Source organism: Oxalobacter paeniformigenes (genome assembly GCF_027158465.1).
GTDB lineage: Bacteria > Pseudomonadota > Gammaproteobacteria > Burkholderiales > Burkholderiaceae_D > Oxalobacter > Oxalobacter paeniformigenes.
The window spans coordinates 32673-48033 of record NZ_JAMKYL010000001.1 but is presented as its reverse complement, the minus strand read 5'-3'; the positions used below and the strand labels follow the sequence as shown (position 1 = coordinate 48033).

The window sequence follows — 15361 nt, the reverse complement described above, 5'->3', positions numbered from 1 at the left end:
ACCCTTTGTGCCGACCGGACTCAACCACACTTTCAAAAAAGGAACATCATGAAAATTCTTGTCACCGGTGGTTGCGGAAACATGGGACCGCACATTATCCGCAAGCTTGTTTCATTCGGCCATGAAATACGCGTACTGGATCGCGACAACGACGGTCTGGCGCAATTCAGCGAAAACGGCATCGAAACCTGTTGCGGCGATCTGGCCGACAAGGAATTCGTCCGATCCGCCGTCAAGGGAGTCGATGCGATCATCCATCTGGCATGGAGCTTCGCCGACAATCTGCCAGACCTGCTCGATACCGATGTCAAAGGCTACCAGTATTTGCTTGACGCCGCCGTCGAATACGGCGTCAGGCACGTCGTCAACACCACGACCGCCGTTTCCTATGGCAAACCGCTTTCCCACCCGGTCAGGGAAGATCAGGCACATCTGGTTGCCATCTCTCGCAATCCGGTTTATGCACTTGCCAAACTGGCTACTGAAGAATTGAGCAAAATCTATGCAGTCCAGCACAATCTTCAGGTCAACAACATCATGGTCTGGTACGCCTATGGCGACGTCATCGGCGGCAGAAACATCCGTGCCATGATCCGTGACGCCATCGAAAAAGGCCGCATCGAAGTCCCGGGCGGCAGCGGCGGCAGCTTCCTGCAACTCGACGATTTCGTTTCCCTCGTGCTGGCGATCTTCTTCAGCGACATCAAGGGTGAACTGTTCAATGCCGCCAGCATTTACCTGACATGGGAAGATGTGGCGAAACTGATCACGCAACTCGTCAACCCCGATGCAAAAGTCGTCGCCATCGATCCGTCACAGTGGCAAGGCAGCGCCTTTCTGACGGACGACTGGCCATTGTCCATCGAAAAAGCGGAAAAACTGCTGAACTTCAAAACCAATCTTTCCCGACAGGATGCCATCGCCAACTTGTCGGCGGCCCTGAACATCTCGGCCGACAAGGTCCGCGCCCAGCTGTAAACCGCCATTCTTCCGGTACGGCAAGCGGCCGTACCGGAACTGTCTTTTCGCCTGCATCACATCACCCCCACCACAACCTGTACTTGCCTGCACACAATGCCGGCGACGGGACAAACCGTTTCCCGCATCATGCGCCGGACAAAAAAACACAGTGATACAATGAGGCCCGTTTCAATCCGTCATTCATGTCATGCAATACATTCCCGTCAGTTATATCGATCCCGTTTTCAGACCGCCAAGCGAAGCCAATTCACTCATCCTGCAAGTCACCAACGGATGCAGCTGGAACAAATGTACCTATTGCGATATGTACACCCAGCCCCAGAAACGCTTTTCGGTCAAACCCGAAGAAGACGTCAAAAAGGAAATCGAATGGTTCAGCCGGCATTATTCCGGCATCCAGCGGGTATTTCTGGCTGACGGTGACGTCGTCGCATTGCCCGCCAAAAGGCTGTTGACCATCCTCGACACCATTCGCGAATACTTGCCGGAAGTCACGCGGGTCGCTTCCTACTGTTCGCCGCGCAACGTCACCCGCAAAACGGACGAAGAACTCAGGGCTCTGCGTGCGGCAGGTCTGAAACAAGTCTATGTCGGCGCCGAATCCGGTGACGATTACGTTCTCAAATGTATCAACAAGGGAGAAACGCACCAGTCGACCGTCGACGCACTCAACCGGCTTGCCGATGCCGGCATCCGGCGTTCCGTCATGATCATCAACGGCGTCGGCGGCACCCGTTTCAGCGAACAACATGCCCTGAATTCTGCATTACTCGCCAACAAAACCCAACCCGAATTTCTGGCGGCACTGGTTCTGAACCTGCCGCATGGCGAGGAACGTTTCCAGAAAGGATACAACGGCCAATTCATCAAGATGAACCAGCATGAACGCTTCAAGGAAATCCGGCAATTTGTCGGCGCACTCGAACTGAAATCGACCATTTTCAGAAGCGATCATGCATCCAACCAGCTTGTCCTGAGAGGCACTCTCGGCAAAGACAAGGAACGTCTGTTGCAGGAAATCGATCTGGCCATCGAGCATCCCGAACAAGCTCATCTCCGTCCGGAATGGATCAGACCATTCTAGACTGACCGCTGGCACTGGCCATTTCGCCAGCCGAAACCGGTATCGCCGGAATCCCGACACCCGTCCGCGATACCGTTTGTCGGCAAAAAACGGAAATCTGCCGTATTGTCCGGTCATGCAGCGGCACGCAAAACCTTCACAGGACTGGCATATTGCCGAATAATTTGTTTTAATGTGCCGTTTTATTCGACCATTACCGGATCATCTGGCATGACTGTGGATACCCCCCTTCTTGTAACCTTCATCGTTTATATCGTCGCGACAACCCTCATCGGGTTCATCGCCTATCGTGCGACACGCAATCTGTCCGACTATATTCTGGGCGGTCGGCGCCTCGGCAGTTTCGTCACCGCCATGTCCGCCGGCGCATCCGACATGAGCGGATGGCTGCTCATGGGATTGCCGGGCGCTGTCTTTCTGTCCGGTCTTTCGGAAAGCTGGATCGCCATCGGCCTGATCGTCGGTGCATGGTTCAACTGGCTTCTGGTCGCCGGACGCCTGCGTGTCCATACCGAATATTGCGGCAACGCCCAGACATTGCCCGACTACCTGACCAACCGTTTTGAAGACACCAGCCGTATCCTGCGCATACTTTCCGCTTTCGTCATCCTGATTTTCTTCACCATTTACTGCTCTTCCGGGATGGTCGCCGGCGCGCGCCTGTTCGAAAGCACCTTCGGCCTGCCTTACACTACCGCACTCTGGATCGGCGCTTTCGCCACGATCACCTATGTATTCATCGGGGGATTTCTGGCTGTCAGCTGGACCGATACGGTTCAGGCGACCCTGATGATTTTCGCCCTGCTCATCACACCGATCTTTTCCATGCTGGCCGTAGGCGACCTTTCAACCGTCGTGGCGACCATCCAGTCGGAAGCACCCACCAAACTCGACATGTTCAAGGGACTGGACTTCGTGGCGATCATTTCCCTGCTGGGATGGGGATTGGGTTATTTCGGGCAACCGCACATCCTGGTCCGCTTCATGGCAGCCGATTCCGTCCGTTCGATACCGAAGGCACGCCGTATCAGTATGACATGGATGATTCTCTGTCTGGCTGGCGCCATAGCGACCGGTTTCTTCGGCATCGCCTATTTCTTTCACAATCCCGCACTGGCAGGCGGCGTCATGCAAAACAATGAAGCCGTATTCATGGAACTGACAAAAATCCTGTTCAATCCATGGATCGCCGGTATCATTCTGTCCGCCATCATGGCCGCCGTCATGAGTACATTAAGCTGCCAGCTGCTGGTATGCTCCAGCGCCCTGACAGAAGACTTTTACCGCGCCTTTTTGCGACCGAAAGCATCGCAAACCGAACTGGTCTGGACCGGTCGTCTCATGGTCATGCTGATTTCGCTTGTCGCCATCGTCATCGCCTTCAATCCGGACAACAAGGTACTGAGCCTTGTCGCCTATGCATGGGCCGGTTTCGGCGCTGCATTCGGCCCGGTCATCCTGCTGTCGCTGATCTGGAAACGTATGACCCGAAACGGCGCTTTTGCCGGTATTTTCGTCGGCGCCGCCACCATCATCCTGTGGAAAACCTGTCTGGATCACCTTGGCCTGTACGAAATCATCCCGGGATTCATTTTCGGTACTTGTGCCATCATCATCACCAGTCTGCTCGACAAACCGCCGTCCGCTTCCATGCAGTCCCAGTTCGAAAAAGCGGACAAGGCATATCACTCCGAAACATAAGCCGTCGAAACGTAAAAAGACCGCAGTTTCGCAACAACTTTACGTCTGCCGGATAGCCCGATACGCTACAAAACGGGCGCCGGCATCGGGTTAGCTTGCGTGTCATACGGACAAAACAAAAACGCCGCTGAAAATTCAGCGGCGTATCAAACTGGTTGCGGGGGCAGGATTTGAACCTACGACCTTCGGGTTATGAGCCCGACGAGCTGCCAGACTGCTCCACCCCGCGTCTGTAAAAACAAAATTATAATCTTGCTTTTTTAAAAATTCAATACTTTTTCAAAAAAACTGTCATATCCCTGGCAGGGACAGCATGTTTTTCCTTTCATGACAACACATCATGACCATACAGATACCTTTGTACAGCGCCCGAAACGGGATAACATCCCATTCGCTTGTATAATGTGCATTGCCGGATTTTTCAATGATATCTGCCGGACTGGCTGTTTTGACCGGTTCCGGCATAACTGCGCGTAACATGTCCATGAAATTCTGTTCCCATTGCGGCCATCCACTGATTGTCGGCATCCCGCCACTGGACAACATGCCGCGACATATCTGTCCGAACTGCCACATGATCCATTACGAAAATCCGAAAATCGTGGTATGCAGCATCCCGACCTGGGAAACGGAAAAGGGAACATCCATCCTGCTCTGTCGTCGTGCCATCACACCACGACATGGTTTCTGGACACTACCCGGCGGATTCATGGAAAATGACGAAACGACGGAACAGGCAGCCCGTCGCGAAACAAAGGAAGAAGCGGGTGCGGATGTCACGATTTCCAACCTGTTTTCCCTGATGAATCTGCCCGTCTATCATCAGGTACATCTTTTTTATCTGGCGCATCTGGAAAACACGAATTTCGCGCCGGGAGAAGAAAGTCTGGAAACACGACTGTTCACGGAAAAGGAAATTCCCTGGGATCAACTGGCTTTTTCAACGATAAAATACGCTCTCAAGTTCTATTTCGAGGATAAAAAGAAAATACAGCGTGGTGGCCAATTCGGTTTCCACACACTGGATCTGACAAAATAAACCGACACGACCATCCCTGTCGTTCGTCGGCAATATCTGGAGATTTCAATTTATGGCAACGTATCCCGTTTTCCTCAGCCACAGCTGGGTCGAACAAGATGGTGTCGAACGCATCACGAGTCTGATGGAAACCTATCGTCTCAAGACGGAAGACTTCGCTTATGAATATTACAGCGTCTCGAAAGACGACCCTGCCCAATTCCTGCCATCGAACAAGGCACTGTCGCTGTCAATCGAAAAACAGATGGAACCCTGCTGCTGCCTCATCATTCTGGCAGGTGTTTTCGAGGAATTCAAACGCTGGACCAATCTGGAACTCGACGCTGCCAAAAAGCTGGGGTTGCCCGTCATTCTGGTGGAAGCAGTCGATCCGAAACATACCTCGCACAAGGAAAAACGGGCTGCCGCAGAAATCGTGAAATGGGATGCCATGCAACTGGGGGACGCCATCGTCAAACACGCTCGCCCCGGCAAAGTCCTGAAGCAGACCACCTGACGACACGCATGCCATATCGTTCACCGGAAAAGGTTACATCGCATATCCATGATTCCCTGGCTCAAACGGGATGATCCCTTTCCCGATGTCTCCACCGCGCTGACAGCAAAAAGCGGCTTTCCCGGTCTTCTGGCAGCTGGCGCGGATCTTTCGCCATCACGTCTCGTCATGGCATACCGGCACGGCATTTTTCCCTGGTTCTGCGACAATCAGCCCATATTGTGGTGGAGTACCGACCCGCGTATGGTATTGCCGACAGACCGTTTCGTCATCTCGCACAGCCTGAAGAAAAAACTCCGGCAAATTCACAAAAGCATTCACGAAAGCAACAGTCCATGGCGGCTGTGTTTCGATACGGACTTCGCGCAAGTCATCCGTGAATGCGCTGCACCGCGCAAAAAAGAATCCGGTACATGGATCACGAGCGGCATCATCGACAGTTACCGGAAACTGCACGACATGGGCATCGCCCATTCATCCGAACTCTGGTACGAAAACCGTCTTGTCGGCGGTGCCTATGGTATCTGTCTGGGAAAAATGTTTTTCGGGGAATCCATGTTCGCACGCATTCCCGATGCCTCCAAGATCGCGCTGGCATACCTGGTGTTTTTTCTGAAGCAAAACGGCGTGACGTTGATCGACTGCCAACAGGAAACTGCCCATCTGGCTTCGCTGGGTGCCAGTCCAATCAGCCGGTCGGACTTCAATGACCATCTCAGGCGCGTCGTCGATCTGCCTGCGATCACTTCATGGAAAACTCTCGCAGACTGCCCGCTCTGCCAGTTCCACACGCTGGCAGGCTAAAACAAATCACGGACTTACGTTACAATTACGATATAACGATTTTTTATATCTGATCCGGAATGGTCCGGAAAACCATACCTGCTTTCCGACCTGCCTCCGGCACATCGCGACATTATTTGAATTCCATGATTCCTAATTTCATGTATGCCCTGATCCGGCCCTGTCTCTTCGCCATGGATCCGGAAAATGCACACCATTTCACCCTCTCGTCCATGAGAATGGCATCGGCGATGGGGCTGACCGCTCTGGCGCCATCTGTCAGTCCCTCTCCGCGTGAAGTCATGGGGTTGACCTTTCCCAATCCGGTCGGACTGGCTGCAGGACTGGACAAGAACGGCTCGTGTATCGACGGCCTGGCATCGCTCGGTTTCGGTTTTCTGGAACTGGGGACCGTCACGCCACGCCCCCAGCCCGGCAACCCGAAACCGCGCATGTTCCGGCTGCCTGATGTCGAGGGTCTGATCAACCGGATGGGCTTCAACAACGACGGCGTCGACGTTCTCGTCGCTAATGTCAAGGCATCCCGCTTCTATCGGGAAAAGAAAGGCATTCTGGGGCTCAATATCGGCAAAAATGCCGTCACGCCCATCGAAAAAGCGGTCGATGATTATCTGATCTGTCTTGAAAAAGTCTATCCTGTCGCCGATTACATCGCCATCAACATTTCCTCACCCAATACCAAAAACCTGCGCCAGCTTCAGGGGGAATCGGAGCTGGACAATCTGCTCTCGCAATTGAAAGCAGCACAGGATCGTCTGGCGCAACAATATGGACGATATGTACCGCTGGCCCTGAAAATCGCACCGGATATCGACGACAACCAGATCCGGAACATTGCGGATGCCTTGTTGCGCCATCACATCGACGGTGTCATCGCCACCAATACCACCATTTCACGCGACGCCGTCAATTATCTTCCGTATGGCAGTGAAACCGGAGGACTTTCCGGCGCACCGGTAAAAGATATGTCAACCGCGGTCATTCGCAAGCTCAAGGCAGAACTCGGCGATACCATTCCCATCATCGGTGTCGGTGGTATTCTTTCTGGCGACGATGCCAGGGAAAAAATCGAAGCAGGCGCATCACTGGTCCAGGTCCTGACCGGCATGATCTATTCCGGTCCCGGACTGGTGCGCGAATGCGTCAACGCACTGAGACAACCCTGATCGTGCGACATGATCCGCATCGACGCAAAAGGAACGGGAAACATGCAGAAAATACCACTCGGTACCAGCAACCTGCTCGTGTCGAAAGTCTGTCTGGGTACCATGACCTTCGGCGACCAGAACAGCGAAAGCGAAGCGTTCGGCCTGCTCGATTACGCTGTTGAACGGGGTATCAATTTCATCGACACAGCGGAAATCTACCCGGTCAAGCCGCAGGCGGCGACTCAGGGGCTCAGCGAAACTATCATCGGTAACTGGCTCAAGAAGAGAGGACTGCGCGACAAGATCGTACTGGCAACGAAGGTTGCCGGTCCGTCGCGCCTCATTCCGTGGCTGCGCAATGGAAAAAACGACCTGAACGAAGCCAATATCCGTCTCGCGGTCGAAGGAAGCCTCAGACGACTGAAAACGGACTGCATCGATCTTTACCAGCTGCACTGGCCAAGCCGCAATGTTCCGTTCTTCGGCAAAACCGTGTTCAATCCGAGAGACGAACGTCCACACATCCCGATCGAGGAAACGCTCTCGGTACTGGGAAAACTGATCGAAGAAGGCAAAATCCGGTACATCGGCATTTCCAACGAATCCGCATGGGGACTGATGGAATTCGTCCGACTCGCGGAAATGAAAGGCTTGCCAAGGATCGTATCCATACAAAACGCCTATAACCTGACTGATCGCCATTTCGAAATCGGCATGGACGAAATCTGTTTCAGGGAAAATATCGGGCTGCTTGCCTACAGTCCCCTGGCATTCGGTCAACTGACCGGAAAATATATCGACAATCCCAAAACGCACGGTCGCCTGACGCTGTTTTACTCAGACTGGAACGCACACTACCGGCGTCCCGCCGTTCTGGAAGCCACACGACAATACATGCAACTGGCCAGAGACCATGGCATCACACCCGCACAACTGGCGCTGGCATGGTGCTATTCACGCTGGTTCATCGATGCCACCATCATCGGCGGCACACGGCCGGAACACCTCAAGGAAAACATTGATGCCATCTCCATCTCACTGAGCGATGAAGTCATTGACCACATCAATGAAATCCACGCCATGATCACCAATCCGGCCCTGTAAGTCTGCCGACGACCGGTTACGTTATCCCTGTATCAATCCTTCCGATATCATGGCGCGACGAACCGCCGGACGTTGCGCCACATTTTCACGATAGGCCGACAACGCCTTCCATTGTGCCGTTTCCAGACCGGCTACTCCTATCCAGCTGGCAATGGTAAAGAGATAGGCATCGACCACCGTGAACTGCTCGCCGGTCACATACCGGTTTTTTCCCAACTGTCTGTCCACGTAATCGAACTGTCTGAGCAAGTTTTTTTTCGCTTCTTCCCGGCAAGCGGCATATGCTGGATTGAAGATCGGCGTAAAACTTTTTTGCAATTCCGTCGCAATATAATTAAGCCATTCCATCGCCCGATAACGCGCCATCGTACCCGGCAACGGCATCAATCCTTTTTCAGGTACCTGATCCGCCAGATACTGGACGATTACCGCACCTTCAGTCAGTATCTGGCCGTCGTCCAGTTCCAGCGCCGGAACGGAACCCTTGGTATTGACCAGATAAAAGTCATGACCGGACTCCGTTTCCTTGAGTTGCAAATCCACTTTTTCCAGTTCAAACGGCAATCCGGATTCTTCCAGAACGATATGCGGAGACAGTGAACAGGCTCCCGGGGTGTAATACAGTTTCATCATATGCTCCTTTCATTGAATACCGGCGGAACACGCCATGCATCGAAAACCATGCCTGTGAAATGACAGCATCATACCCTTTCTGCCCGTGAAATGTCGCCGGGAAACCGTATATCTCCAGCCAGTCCCTGTGATTTCTGGGAAAATAATTGAAAATTTGCGCATCTTGATAAAAAATGATTTCATTGCCTGTACCGACAGATCCGACCATCACTCAACAGATACCGCCCATGAAACGCTTTCTTTTTTTACTGCTCGTTCTGATCACCGGTCCACTGCTGGTTGCCGGCTGCCAAAGTACCACGGCCGGTGGCGCAACCGACTCGTCAAGAAGCCAACTGCTTCTGATTTCATCAGAGGATATCAACCAGGGCGCAGCTACAGCCTATCAACGTACACTGAGTCAGGCACGCTCGGCCAAGGCACTGAACACCAGCTCCACATCGACCAAACGCGTGCGCAACATCGCCAATCGCCTCATCGCACAGGTCGGCGTATTCAGGCCGGATGCCCTCAAATGGAACTGGGAAATCAATGTCATCGACAGTGAAGAAGTGAACGCTTACTGCATGCCAGGTGGCAAAATCGCCGTTTACAGCGGCATTATCAGTTCATTGAATCTGACGGACGATGAGCTGGCAGCCGTCATCGGACATGAAATGGCGCATGCATTGCGCGAGCACAGCCGCGAACAGGTTTCACAGCAAATCGCGGCCGATCAGGCCTTGTCGCTCATCAGCGCACTGGCAGGTTTCAGCTCGACACAGGAATCCCTCGCCGGCATGGCCAGCCAACTGGTCATGACACTTCCGTTTTCCAGAACCATGGAAACAGAAGCGGATATCATGGGAATGGAACTGATGGCCCGAGCCGGCTATAACCCGGAAGCCGCCATCAACGTCTGGAAGAAGATGGAAAAACTCGGCGGCGACGCACCGCCGGAATTGCTGTCGACCCACCCCAGCGACGAATCGCGTATTGCACGTTTGCAGGCCGAACTGCCGAAAGTCATGCCCCTTTATCAGGCAACCGCCACGAAAGGCAAGACAAAGAGCGCTTCGTCACGCAAATGATCTGCTGTTCCCAATAAAAAACGCGCTGCAAAGCGCGTTTTTTATTGATTGCATACTGGATGTTTATTTTTTCTTTCCCCAGGAATCACGCAATGTGACGGAACGGTTGAACACTGGTTTGCCAGGCTGCGAGTCCTTGATGTCCGCGACAAAATAGCCGTGCCGTTCGAACTGGTAAATATCCCCCGGAAGCGCCGCTGCAAGACCGGGTTCCAGATAGGCTCGCACCACTTCCTTGGACGCCGGATTCAACGCAAGCCTGAAATCCTTGTTGTTGGCGTCCGGAGCCGGATCTGCGAACAGTCTGTCATACAGTCTGACTTCCGCCTCGACGGCATGCGCACAGCTGACCCAGTGGATATTGCCCTTGACCTTGTAAGTCGCGCTGCCTTCCGTACCGCTGCGGCTGTCCGGAAAATACTGGCAGTGTACTGCCGTCACATTGCCATTTTCATCCTGGTCATATCCCGTACATTCGACCACATAGCCATAACGCAAACGGACACGATTGCCCGGGAAAAGCCGGAAATATCCCTTGACCGGATCAATCATGAAATCCTCACGTTCGATCCACAGTTCACGGGTAATCGGGAAGCGTCGCAAGCCACGTTCCGGATAATGCGGATGAACCGGGGATGTGCATTCTTCCTCAAGATGTTCGGGGAAATTGTCGATGATCAGTTTCAGCGGATGCAGCACGGCAGCGGCTCTCGGTGCTTTCGGGTCCAGATCGTCTCGCAGACTGCCTTCCAGCGTTCCCATATCGATCCAGCCGTCTGCCTTGGCCACGCCGATCCGTTCGCAAAACAGCTGGATCGACTCCGGCGTATAACCACGACGCCGTATCCCGACGATAGTCGGCATGCGTGGGTCATCCCATCCATCGACGATTTTTTCCTCGACCAGCTGCAACAGCTTGCGTTTGCTGGTGATGGTATAAGTCAGATTCAGACGGGCGAATTCATACTGGTGCGGTAACGGTTTTTGCAGAAAGCCCCCGATCACCCGGCCATCGGGCAAAGTGACCGTTTCCGTCAGGCGTTCAAGAATCCAGTCATAAAACGGACGGTGATCCTGAAATTCCAGTGTACAGATCGAATGGGTGATGTTTTCCAGCGCATCCGAAATCGGGTGCGTATAGTCGTACATCGGATAAATATTCCATTTATCCCCGGTACGATGATGGTGCGCATGACGAATCCGGTAAATCACCGGGTCTCGCATGTTCATGTTCGGCGACGCCATATCGATTTTCGCACGCAGCACATGCGCGCCATCCGGAAATTCACCAGCCTTCATCCGACGGAAAAGATCCAGCGATTCGGCTGCCGGACGATCGCGGTACGGCGAATTTTTGCCGGGTTCGGAAAAACTGCCCCGGTTCTTGGCGATTTCTTCCGGTGTCTGGCTGTCCACATAGGCATAGCCTGCCTCGATCAGATACTCGGCCATCATATACAGGGTATCGAAATAATCGCTGGCGTAATGCAAATAGGCTGTACCACCCTGTTCCCAGGAAAAACCGAGCCACTGGACACTGTCCTTGATCGTATCGACAAATTCCTGGTCTTCCTTGGTCGGATTGGTATCGTCGAAACGCAAATGGCAACGTCCATGATAATCCCTTGCCAACCCGAAATTCAGGCAAATCGACTTGGCGTGTCCGATATGCAGGTAACCGTTCGGTTCCGGCGGAAAGCGTGTGATGACATCGGGCATGCCGGGACGCTGATACGTTCCCTTTTCGTTGTCGGCCTCGATGATGGCACGCAAAAAATTGGAAGAAGGGGTGGAAGTGCTGTTTTTGTTATCTGCGTTCATGACTTGTATCTAAAAAACGAGTAAGCTACATTTTACCGCGACAATGCATTGTATAGTGTATTGGTATCAACTCTTTGAAAAGCATTCCCGTCCCGGGCCATTGACAGGTAATACATTCCGTCTGACAGCTTATGATCAGGATTGTCATCGCAGACGACCACACCCTGATGCGCGAAGGGTTAAAACGTATTCTGGAGAGCACTGACGATATCGAAGTCGTCGGTGAAGCTACCGACGGCTTCGGGGTACTGGCACATGTCCGAAAGGGAGGCTTCGATCTGTTGTTGCTCGACCTTTCCATGCCGGGACGCAGCGGTATCGACCTGATTCGCCAGATCCGCACCGAATCGCAGAAACTGCCGGTACTGGTACTGACCATGTACGAGGAAGAACAATACGCCATCCGTTCCATCCGTGCAGGCGCACAGGGTTATCTGACCAAGGAAAGCGCCGGAACCCAGCTGGTTCATGCCATCCGGAAAGTGGCCTCAGGCAAACCCTACATCAGCATGGAAGTCGCTGAACAGCTTGCGCTCGATATCATGACACCGGAAAAACCACTGCCGCACAGTCAGCTGTCGAACCGAGAATTCGAGATTTTCAACCTGTTGGCACAAGGCAAAACCGTCACCGACATCGGCCAGCAACTCCACCTGAGCGTCAAGACAGTAAGCACTCACAAATCGCGCATCCTGAACAAGATGGGCATGCACTCCATCTCGGAAATCGTCCGCTACGCGGTCGCGCACAACCTGCTGGCCCCTTTCGAAAAATAGGACACGACACCATCATCCCGCTTTTTTCTTGGCGCCGATCTTGCTTTCCTTGCCGGTCATCAGGTTACCGATATTCTGACGATGGCGTGCAATCAGAAATGCGCTGATGACGACAATCGCCGCGAAATAGAGATTGAATCCGAACAACAACCCGTAATATATCGGTGCCAGCACGGCGGAAATCAGGGCTGACAGCGACGAATAGCGTGACAGTACCGCCACACACAACCAGGTCACCAGCACCAGCAATCCCAGTAACGGGCTGATCCCCAGCAAGACACCCAGTGCTGTCGCCACACCCTTTCCACCCTTGAATTGCGCGAATACGGGAAACAGATGGCCGAGAAAGACAGCCACGCAAACACAGGCCAACCCGATTTCACCGACCTGATACTGCGCACCGAAATGAAATGCCAGCCAGACGGCCAGCCATCCTTTGGCGGCATCGCCCACCAGCGTAAGCAAGGCTGCCAGTTTGTTGCCGCTGCGCAGTACATTGGTCGCGCCGGGATTTTTGGAGCCATACGTTCTGGGATCTGCCAGACCGAAAAGTTTGCTGCTCACCAGCGCAAATGAAATAGAGCCGAGAAGATAGGCCACTACGACGAATAAAACCGTATACATACTTTCACATTCCTGTTTTCCTGTTTGATTACGGGAAAACTGTCGTACATTCCCAAAAACCGTCGATCCGTTTGTTAAGATACTGCGACAGGAAACGACACATGTCTGCATTGTAGTGGCGAAAGGAAAAATATGCAGCAGGAAATTCGACTGGCGACTTTCAATGTCCGCAATCTGTCCTTGCCGGGTACGATTTGTTATCCGGATCTTCCACCATGCACTGCTGCGGAATACGAGGCGAAAATCGCCTGGATCGGCGGCCTGATCGACCGTTTCCTTCCCGATATCATCGCTTTTGAAGAAATTTTTTCGGCACAGGCCGTCGCGGATATCATGGCCTGTTCGCGACAACTTCGCAACGCCACTCCCGTCTTTACCGAAGTGCCTTTCCGACCTTCCAAACCCGTTCCTGAAGTCGCGCTCGTCACACGACTGCCGCTGGCGGGTACGCCGAAGACTCACTGCCATTTTCCTGAAAATTTCCGGATATCGCTACCCGGAACAGATACCCTCCTGGACCGTTTTTCACGTCCGGTACTGGAAATTCCGGTGTTGTTGCCAAACGGCCGGATACTTAATCTTTATGCGGTACATTTCAAATCGAGACGACCTGACCCTGTCCCGGGTACTGGACTTGCCGATCCGTTACAACATGGGCTGGCCATGTTCCGTTCGCTCTCACGCCGTGCTGCCGATGCAGTTGGTGTCCATACGCTGATCGCCCGCTTCCGGCAAAAAACGGGAACACCGGTCATATTGCTGGGAGATTTCAACGATACGGCCAAAGCTGTGACCACTGGCATCGCCACCGGCGCGCAACACGAAAGTGAGCAACCGCTTCCTTCCATGTATCGTCTGCACAACACTCTGGATGTCCAGTCGCCCCACGCTTCCATACAGGAAAATACCCGGTATATCCGGGGCATGGATACCGGATACATCGATCATATTTTCATTTCCGATGAATTTACGGAACTGGCCGGATTTAGCGCAGGCCGTGTCACCGACATACTTTACCGGATGCCTGACGACGCAGACAGACCGGATCGCTCCGACCATCCCTTCGTCATGACGACCATCGCGCTTTCCTGATTTCGTCCGTATAGCTTCAGCAGCCCCCTGTCGTTTCTTCGTGACGGCTGCCTCGCGGATGGTGCTGTGCATGCAACTGTTTGAGACGCTGTTGCGCTACATGAGTATATATCTGGGTCGTCGAAATATCCGCATGTCCCAGCAATAACTGGACAACCCGCAAATCGGCACCATGATTGAGCAAATGCGTGGCAAAGGCATGTCTTAACGTATGGGGCGACAACGGATCATGAATGCCGGATTGCACGGCATATTTTTTTATCAGCGTCCAGAACATTTGCCGGGTCATCCCTGTTCCGCGCGCCGTGACGAACAGATGATCGGACAGCTTTCCGGATAAAATCACGGGACGGCTTTCCCGCAAATAACGTTCCAGCCATCCTCTTGCCTCTTCGCCGAACGGAACCAGCCGGGTTTTGCTGCCCTTGCCCAGTATACGCAACACACCTTCGTTCATTCCCGTTTCGACCAGTTTCAGCGCAACAAGTTCGGAAACCCGCAAACCGCTGGCATACATCAGTTCGATCATCGTCCGGTCTCGCAAGCCTAATGGTTTTTGCACATCCGGCGCCGACAATAATGCCTCCACCTGCCGCTCGGAGAGGGCATGCGGAAACCGTGCCGGTTGTTTTGCCGCACGCATTCGCTGGCATGGGCTGACCGCGAGCCGTCCCATCCGTATCTGCAACCGGTAGAACCGCTTGAAAACCGTCAGCCTCCGATTGGCAGATGTCGCTTTGGACTCGGCATGGCGGGCCAGAAAATAACGGTTCAGATGCTCCGGCGTTACCGCCAGCAAATCATGCGCCGCCCCATTTTTTTCCAGCCACTGCGCAAACAGCTGCAAGTCGCTTCGGTAAGCTTCCAGCGTATTTCTGGACAAACCATCCTCAAGCCATACGGTATCGCAAAATTCGTCGATCAACGAACGGTTCCCGGGCGTAAGGTGAACACTGGCAACATCTTCCATAAACAACCGTTTTCTCCA

15 protein-coding genes and 1 tRNA gene are annotated in these 15361 nt (G+C 53.3%); 11 read left to right on the top strand and 5 right to left on the bottom strand.

Annotated features, from left to right (window positions below; translation table 11 throughout):
• Nucleotides 1–48: 48 nt before the first annotated feature.
• The 3 genes from NAI64_RS00240 (at nt 49) to putP (ending at nt 3766) form a co-directional block, all read left to right on the top strand.
• Nucleotides 49–978: an NAD-dependent epimerase/dehydratase family protein gene (locus NAI64_RS00240; protein ID WP_269296672.1), complete on the top strand. Its 930-nt coding sequence runs from the start codon at nt 49–51 to the stop codon at nt 976–978.
• Between the two features lie 190 nt (nt 979–1168).
• Complete coding sequence (locus NAI64_RS00235; RefSeq protein WP_269296670.1) at nt 1169–2065, top strand: radical SAM protein; 897 nt, start codon at nt 1169–1171, stop codon at nt 2063–2065.
• A 210-nt stretch (nt 2066–2275) separates the two neighbouring features.
• Entirely contained in the window at nt 2276–3766 is a 1491-nt protein-coding gene (putP, locus tag NAI64_RS00230; protein ID WP_269296668.1) for a sodium/proline symporter PutP, read from the top strand.
• A 152-nt stretch (nt 3767–3918) separates the two neighbouring features.
• Here putP and NAI64_RS00225 read toward each other — a convergent pair.
• A tRNA-Met gene (locus tag NAI64_RS00225) sits at nt 3919–3995 on the bottom strand.
• 255 nt (nt 3996–4250) lie between these two features.
• Here NAI64_RS00225 and NAI64_RS00220 point away from each other — a divergent pair.
• The 5 genes from NAI64_RS00220 (at nt 4251) to NAI64_RS00200 (ending at nt 8357) form a co-directional block, all read left to right on the top strand.
• Nucleotides 4251–4805, top strand: coding sequence for an NUDIX hydrolase (locus NAI64_RS00220; RefSeq protein ID WP_269297952.1), 555 nt, complete (start codon nt 4251–4253; stop codon nt 4803–4805).
• 52 nt (nt 4806–4857) lie between these two features.
• Nucleotides 4858–5301, top strand: a complete 444-nt coding sequence (locus tag NAI64_RS00215; protein ID WP_269296666.1) for a TIR domain-containing protein — start codon at nt 4858–4860, stop codon at nt 5299–5301.
• A gap of 48 nt (nt 5302–5349) precedes the next feature.
• On the top strand, nt 5350–6105 hold the full coding sequence (aat, locus tag NAI64_RS00210; RefSeq protein WP_269296664.1) for a leucyl/phenylalanyl-tRNA--protein transferase: 756 nt from the start codon (nt 5350–5352) through the stop codon (nt 6103–6105).
• Between the two features lie 125 nt (nt 6106–6230).
• Entirely contained in the window at nt 6231–7271 is a 1041-nt protein-coding gene (locus NAI64_RS00205) for a quinone-dependent dihydroorotate dehydrogenase (protein WP_269296662.1), read from the top strand.
• A gap of 42 nt (nt 7272–7313) precedes the next feature.
• Entirely contained in the window at nt 7314–8357 is a 1044-nt protein-coding gene (locus NAI64_RS00200; RefSeq protein WP_269297950.1) for an aldo/keto reductase, read from the top strand.
• A gap of 21 nt (nt 8358–8378) precedes the next feature.
• Here the strand turns inward: NAI64_RS00200 and gstA are convergent, their stop codons facing one another.
• Nucleotides 8379–8987, bottom strand: a complete 609-nt coding sequence (gene gstA / locus NAI64_RS00195) for a glutathione transferase GstA (protein WP_269296660.1) — start codon at nt 8985–8987, stop codon at nt 8379–8381.
• Between the two features lie 230 nt (nt 8988–9217).
• Here gstA and NAI64_RS00190 point away from each other — a divergent pair, with 230 nt between their 5' ends.
• Nucleotides 9218–10060: a M48 family metallopeptidase gene (locus NAI64_RS00190; RefSeq protein WP_269296658.1), complete on the top strand. Its 843-nt coding sequence runs from the start codon at nt 9218–9220 to the stop codon at nt 10058–10060.
• A gap of 63 nt (nt 10061–10123) precedes the next feature.
• Here the strand turns inward: NAI64_RS00190 and NAI64_RS00185 are convergent, their stop codons facing one another.
• A complete protein-coding gene (locus tag NAI64_RS00185; RefSeq protein WP_269296656.1) occupies nt 10124–11881 on the bottom strand; it encodes a glutamine--tRNA ligase/YqeY domain fusion protein in 1758 nt (585 codons plus the stop codon).
• Nucleotides 11882–12012: 131 nt separating this feature from the next.
• Between NAI64_RS00185 and NAI64_RS00180 the strand changes: the two genes are divergently transcribed.
• Nucleotides 12013–12657 (top strand): response regulator, encoded by a 645-nt coding sequence (locus NAI64_RS00180; RefSeq protein WP_269296654.1) that lies wholly within the window; start codon nt 12013–12015, stop codon nt 12655–12657.
• Between the two features lie 12 nt (nt 12658–12669).
• On the opposite strand, the gene plsY is transcribed toward NAI64_RS00180, so the two are convergent.
• Nucleotides 12670–13281: a glycerol-3-phosphate 1-O-acyltransferase PlsY gene (gene plsY, locus NAI64_RS00175; RefSeq protein WP_269296652.1), complete on the bottom strand. Its 612-nt coding sequence runs from the start codon at nt 13279–13281 to the stop codon at nt 12670–12672.
• Nucleotides 13282–13413: 132 nt separating this feature from the next.
• On the opposite strand from plsY, the gene NAI64_RS00170 reads away from it, so the two are divergent.
• Complete coding sequence (locus NAI64_RS00170) at nt 13414–14373, top strand: endonuclease/exonuclease/phosphatase family protein (protein WP_269296650.1); 960 nt, start codon at nt 13414–13416, stop codon at nt 14371–14373.
• 16 nt (nt 14374–14389) lie between these two features.
• On the opposite strand, the gene xerD is transcribed toward NAI64_RS00170, so the two are convergent.
• Nucleotides 14390–15343, bottom strand: coding sequence for a site-specific tyrosine recombinase XerD (xerD, locus tag NAI64_RS00165; protein ID WP_269296648.1), 954 nt, complete (start codon nt 15341–15343; stop codon nt 14390–14392).
• Nucleotides 15344–15361: the final 18 nt, after the last annotated feature.